The following is a 6645-nucleotide window of genomic DNA, read 5'->3' as shown; positions in this document are numbered from 1 at the left end:
GGATTAATCCGACAGTATTTTCCCAAACACAGGGATCTGACTACCGTGACCAACACGGAAATCGAAAACGCCATGAATAAACTCAACCACCGCCCAAGAAAATCACTGGGACTTAGAACACCCTATGAGGTATTCTTTAAAACAAAGACTTCTTTAACCGTTGCACTTCAAACTTGAATCCACGATTACTCAGTTACAAGATCTAACTCTTTAGTTATATTCTCTATTTTACTGTACCTATTTATTTTTTTCTTTTCGAGACATTTCATGATTATTTGTTCCAGACGATCTGGCAGGGTCGGATTGGCCTCTTTGGGCGATACAGGCGGGGTGTGGAGGTGGTGGTAATAGATATCTCCCTTGGTAAAAGGAGGACGCCCCGTTACCATTCGATAAAAAGTGCAGCCGAGTGAGTAAATATCAGATTGCTGGTCCACTTTATTCCCCAGAATTTGTTCCGGGGACATATAAAGCGGGGTGCCTTTTACAGAGGTCTTATCCGCGGCATCATCTGTGATGAGCTTTGCCAAACCAAAATCCATGATTTTGACACCGTGATTGCGAATCAACATGATATTTGCGGGTTTAAGGTCACGGTGGACAACGTTTTCGCGATGGGCATAGGCGATTCCCGTACAGATGGACTTCATGATTCTGAGAGAGATGCGAACAGGGTGTAGCCTCTTTTCTAAAAACTTCTTCAAGGTGATTCCGTCGACGTATTCCATTGTAATGTAGATTTCGTCTCCATTTTTTCCGGTATCATAAAGTGTGACGATGCTAGGATGATTCAGGGCCGCCGCGATACGTGCCTCTTGAAGGAAGTTTTTTAGCATGGCTTTATTTTCTTTAATGGCGACTGGAAGGACCTTATATGCAACAATTCGCTTTAGAAGGGTGTCCTCGGCTTGATAAACAACACCCATTCCCCCTTGTCCTATCTTCTTGATTATTTTATATCGGATCGAGCTATCTGATGGGGAAGCGGTCTTCCTGGATAGATCTGATTCTTTATCTTTCAGGAGTGGTTTAGCTTTTTTTACTTCTCTTAAGACCTTCTTGAGGAGATCATTTCGCTGTTTGACGTCTTTATACTTAAGATCTTCAGCTAAAATATTTTCATAGACTGAAGCCGCCTCCTCAAATTTTTTATTTCCTTCATGTAGAATGGCGTACTGATAGTACAACTCTATATTATGAGGGGAGATTTTCCTCTGAGCGACGATCTTCTGCAGGCGTTCCGCCCCCGCTGATTCCATACCCCGTTCTTTTAGCAATTTTACCAGGATGATTGAAGCAGGATAATAATCTCCGGAATGCGAATCGACCTTTTGGAGGTAGGATATACATTGGTCCGATTCGCCCACTTCTTTCAAAAGCAGTGCGGCGGAATAGTAGTCTCCGAGTAGTTCATAGAGTTGAGAGGCACGTTTAAACATCTCAAGTTTTGTATAAAGCACTGCCGCTTCACGTAAATCACCTCCTTTTTCGAGCGACATTGCCGCGGATTCCCGATCTCCTGCCAAGTGAAACATTTCGGCAGAGCGATGGTAGTCTCCTCCGTTCATATACATCTTGCCCGCCCGCCCTTTTTCGCCGACCCGCTCATACATTTCACCGGCTTCAATCCAGTTTTCTCCCAACTCAAAAGCCTTTGCTGCAGACAGAAGATCTGAATCTTCCTGATATTGCTTTGCCATGATCCAATGGCTTCGTTTCTTGTCTCCTAATTCTTCAAAAAGCTTTGCTGCTTTTTTAAATGTACCAGCGGTTAGAAATAACTTGGCTGCCTTCTCTTTTTCTCCGGCCAGAACGGCCGCTTCAGCTGCCTGGTTCGGAAAGTCTGCGGCAGAAAAAATTTCCATCGCCTTAAGGTGGAGCCCAACCTTGAGATAGAGTTGGCCACTTTTGTATCCGGCCTGTAGTATCTGCTCCCGTTTGTCTGAAGGTTGCCCTGTATTTGCGATATTCTGTCTTAAAAAATGGGCCTCGTACTCTTCTGCGGCCTTGCCGTAGTCTCCAGACTGCTCATAGAGAGTGGCGGATTTCTCAATGTTTCCAAACTTCCGATAGACTTCTGCTGCTTCCCGATAACGCCTTCCTCTTTCGTACATTTCTGCTGCAAGGGTATTTTTTTTACATTGGAGGTAGGCCTTTGCCGCCTGCAGATATTTTCCTCCCTTCTGATACATGATTGCTGATTTCTCAATGTTACCCGTCAATTTATAAAATTGGGCGGCTTCTTCCCATTCTCTCAGGTGCTCAAAGATTCGGCCGATCTCTTGGAAGGCCCGCGCCTCCTTGTAAGCCCGAATGGCCTTGTCGTATTGGCCCGCATTTTCATAAAGTTCTCCGGCTCGAAAAGGATCTTGTGACCGTTCAGCCAGCATCGCCTCATTGATGGGATCAGGGATAATGGCCCGCCGCATAGCGAAATATTTTTTGGCAAGTTTGTAGCCCGAGACAATGAGAATCAAGAAGAAGACGTATCCGATGAGTGAGGTCGTTGAAAAGCTAGAGATGAATTGTTCGATAAACAGGACAGGGTTGTCCAGGAAGCGGGTAATCGTGTCGTTCCAGGATTTGTCGTTCATTCCTTGCAGACAACCCTGAGTCGGGTGTCTCCAATTTTGATGACATCCTCAAGGAGGAGCTGTTTTGTTGTGACGAGATGATCGTTAATCGTGACGCCGTTTGCGCTTTTACGATCAGAAATAACAAATCCTTCAGTCGTCCACTCTATGTCGGCATGATGCCGGGAGACCTGAGGGTCTTTAACCTGGATGTCTGTATTTCCACGACCGAGAGAGATGCGTCTGCCGGCGAGGTTATAAAAAGTGCCAGTCATTTTTCCTGAAATAATTTCTAGTCCCCAGTTATCTAGAGGCTCTTCATCTATTGAAAGGACCTGGTCGTCATCTTCCTCCATGCTGGCAGAGATATCACCATTGTCTGGAACAAGGGAGACAGGGTACGTAACATTCGATTCTCCGTTTCCATTGTCTGAAAAAACAAAGTAATGGAGGCCAATTTGTATCTTGTCCCCATGAGATAGTTTATGGCGCGCAATTCTGTTCTGATTGACGAATGTGCCATTACGACTTTCTTGGTCTTCAAGATAAAAACCATCCGCACAGCGTTCAATCGTGGCATGTTTTCTTGAAGAGGCGGGACTGTCTACCGTCCAATCGTTTTCGGGATCGCAGCCCAGGGTGAAAACTTCTTTGTCCAGGATCATTTCAATCGGCCGATTCCCCTCATTCTGCTTTTCTCCCTCAACAAGGATAAGCAATGGATGACTTCTCGACGGGTTCGCCGGTGATTCTTCTGGTTTTGAAAAGGCATCCCCAATCTCTTTTGAAGAAGAAAGTTCCAGGTCATAATAAAGGTTGAATGTCACAGGCTTTTCATTCGCAGAGTAAGTATATACCAAAAGTTGATCCTGGAGCTTTGTTTCTCCTCCAAGACCGCTTTTGTTTTCAAAGTAACCTTCTGATAAATTCCCTTTTATAAAATAGAAAAGCGATGTTTCAACCCCTTTTTTAAGGGATAAAACAGCATCTTGTTCCCGTGTCTGAAGATGTTTAAGAAGGTTTTCAATGTTGATCAGATCACTTCCTGCAAAAACATCCGGGTCTTTCTGGGCCAACACGAGAAGTGTTTTGAAAAAGATTGGACTGACCTTGTACAGGGCAAGGTTTCCCTGCAGGTTTGTACCCTCTCCGAGGAATTCTGAGATCGAATGGGGAGAGAAAGAGTTGTCTTTTAATGCATAGCAAAAACATGGCTCATCCTGGAGAATAAAGAGCAGGAGCGCGTGTTCATTTTCTTCACGTAGCAATACCGCCGTGATGAGTTCCTTTTTTGATTTTATCTCCTGAATGATTGCTCGGATATGCTCAGCGGAACACTGCGTTTCCGAAAGTTGTTCTTTTTGATGGGTAATCAGGTTTTTGATCATGATTTGACGAGGGTCGGGGTAAGTGTGAGCTGACCTTTAATAGTGTAGTTTATAAGCTATATGGTTGTCAAACGAGGTTCGGAAGGATGAAGCGACTTCCAATTTGAAAAACCTAGGAAGTCTTTGTTGGCGAGGTACTGTTGCCAGATGTTGTTGCGTTTAGGTAGCGCGCAGCTTTTTCCATGATTTGGCGTTCACTGTTATGTGTCAGCATTGCCAATGCCTTCTGAGATGCAACCCAGCGGGCCTCGTACACTTCAGAATCATGATCATTTTCGTTTCCGCGGAGGTATTCCATGAGATAGAAATGGACTGTTTTGAAGATCTTTGTATCTTCTTGTTTTGAATAAAACCAGTATTGTATCTGACCGATCTTTTCCAGGATACGACCGTCTGTTCCGGTTTCTTCTCTGACTTCCCGAAGGGCAGTCTCCTGCAAGGTTTCACCTTCCTCAACAGAGCCTTTTGGAAGACACCAGACCAGTTTTCCCCGCTGGTTATAATGGGAGATGAGAATAACCTGGAGATTATCCTCTTGACCCTTGTAGATAACCCCACCGGATGAGGTATGGTTTCTCGTCCTCATTGTGGATGGCTCATCAAAATGTATCCTCCCAGAGACTCTTGGTAATTCTAGCACCAATCAGAAAAAATAAACAGTTCTTTTTTGATTTACGGAGACGATTGAGGTGCCTCGGTATTGAAGAAGGGGGGGGCTCCTATGAACCTTCAATCCTGGAATGCTTGTTTCTCATCAGGAAATCGGTCAAAATAAGTGCCAACATTGCCTCGGCGATCGGGACCGCCCGGAGTCCGACACAGGGGTCATGCCGCCCCTTGGTAACTATTGTGGCAGGGCGGCCATGGACATCAATTGTGTCCTGTTCGGTCGCGATTGATGAAGTGGGTTTCAGGGCGAGACGGACTACAATATTGTCTCCGTTAGAAATTCCACCCAGTATACCGCCTGCGTTGTTCGAGCGAAATCCGGATGGGGTGATCGGATCACAATTCTCGCTTCCTCTCATTTCAACCACCTGGAATCCGGCGCCGATTTCAACTCCTTTCACCGCATTAATCGACATCATCCCTCCCGCGATGGCCGCATCGAGTTTGTCGAATACAGGTTCGCCAAAACCGGCGGGGACCCCTTTCGCGATTACCTCAATCCTGGCGCCGATCGAATCCTTCGCAGCCTGCGCTTCTTGAATGACCTGTTCTATTTCGGAGACCGCATCGGGGTCGGGACAAAAAAGGGCATTCCTCCGAATTTCGGCAAGATCAACACGCTTGATCTTTGCGGGTCCGACTTGAGTGAGATAACCGATAATCTCGATCCCTTCACCAGACAATATTTTTCGCGCAATGCCACCTGCAGCCACACGCGCGACCGTCTCCCGCGCAGAGGACCGTCCACCACCGCGATAATCTCGGAAACCGTATTTTTTGAAGTAGGTGTAATCGGCATGACCCGGTCTGAAGATATCTTTTATCTTGTCATAATCTTTTGAGCGCGTATCTTCGTTATGGATGATGAGGGCAATGGGGGTCCCGGTTGTTTTCCCCTCAAAGGTTCCTGAGAGAATCTTCACGATGTCGGACTCTTTCCGCTGTGTAACCAGGCGACCCTGTCCCGGTCTTCGTCGATCCAGGTCTTTCTGGAGATCCTCTTCGGTCAGGGGGAGACCGGCAGGACAGCCATCGACAATTGCACCCAATGCAATGCCATGGCTTTCACCAAAGCTGGTCATTCGAAAAATCTGGCCGAAACTATTTCCTGACATGAGGGTCCCGTATAATGCTTTTGTAGTTGAAAAATCTCCTCCTAGAAGGGCGAGGATTGTGCTTTCTGTCGTCTAGGCTGTTTGAAGACATTCCGTGCAGTGCTGTTTTCCCTCTTGATCTGAAAGAAGCGCAACATTGACATATTCGCCACAGGATCCACAAGGTTCTGCTTTGTACTTCCCCATGACTGGCGGGGCCGGAAGTGTGATATGCCGGATAGTAAAGAGATCGGATTCCGGCGCGGACATGATGGAATCAATTTTTTCTTCCGTGAGCCTCTGAAAGGCGGCCTTTTGCTCAGCGGTGGCAACAGGACCCTTTGCTTCTTTTTTTCTTTTTCGTAACTCTGTGTGATCAAAGGTATTCCAGTAACTGCAATAGAGACGAACTGCTTTCCCTGTTTTTGTATTCTGGAGCGTGTAAACGGGTTTTCCGAGGCGAGTCAATTGGAGGTTCCGCTTTCCAAAAGTACATCCGGTGACCTCCTGAATGGCATCGAGCGCACAGGTCTCGTTTCCAACAAGCGCAATGACCTCTTTCATGTTTTTTATCTCGTCTCTCATCTCCCGCATCAAGGCTTTTCCCACCCGATATCCAACCGCGATATCGAGACAAAGATGCCGATGAAAATCGACCACCTCTTTGAACTCAGGATCCATTCTTTCTCCTCTTCATGGTTAAAAGGACTTTGTGTCGTTCTTCGTTGCGCTGGATCATATCATATAACGAAAGGGATTTAAAACGCCCTCTTTAGAACTCCTGAATTCTGGAAAGAGGGAGTAAATATGGGAGATAAAGGGAGTATCCCTGTGCTATTATATGTCGCGGATTCAAGTAGTAAGTGCAACAAAAGGGTTTGAATTAAAAAACACCTGATTGGGTGTTTTGAAGTTCAATGT

At 46.0% G+C, this 6645-nt stretch carries 5 protein-coding genes; all 5 read right to left on the bottom strand.

Annotation, left to right across the window (positions count from 1 at the left end; all coding sequences use genetic code 11):
- Positions 1 to 185: 185 nt before the first annotated feature.
- Positions 186 to 2594, bottom strand: a complete 2409-nt coding sequence (locus tag EYQ01_02570; protein HIE64699.1) for a serine/threonine protein kinase — start codon at positions 2592 to 2594, stop codon at positions 186 to 188.
- The gene (locus EYQ01_02565; protein HIE64698.1) at positions 2591 to 3961 is read right to left on the bottom strand and encodes an FHA domain-containing protein; all 1371 of its coding nucleotides are present in this window, start codon (positions 3959 to 3961) and stop codon (positions 2591 to 2593) included. Before EYQ01_02565 ends, EYQ01_02570 begins: the two co-directional genes overlap by 4 nt.
- 112 nt (positions 3962 to 4073) lie before the next feature.
- A complete protein-coding gene (locus tag EYQ01_02560) occupies positions 4074 to 4547 on the bottom strand; it encodes an NUDIX hydrolase (protein HIE64697.1) in 474 nt (157 codons plus the stop codon).
- 133 nt (positions 4548 to 4680) lie between these two features.
- Positions 4681 to 5745, bottom strand: coding sequence for a chorismate synthase (gene aroC, locus EYQ01_02555; protein ID HIE64696.1), 1065 nt, complete (start codon positions 5743 to 5745; stop codon positions 4681 to 4683).
- A 72-nt stretch (positions 5746 to 5817) separates the two neighbouring features.
- Complete coding sequence (locus EYQ01_02550; protein HIE64695.1) at positions 5818 to 6405, bottom strand: hypothetical protein; 588 nt, start codon at positions 6403 to 6405, stop codon at positions 5818 to 5820.
- Positions 6406 to 6645 lie beyond the last annotated feature (240 nt).

Source organism: Candidatus Manganitrophaceae bacterium, from assembly GCA_012960925.1.
GTDB lineage: Bacteria > Nitrospirota > Nitrospiria > SBBL01 > JAADHI01 > DUAG01.
Note: the sequence above shows the minus strand (reverse complement) of the source record. Positions and strands in the feature narration are given on the sequence as shown.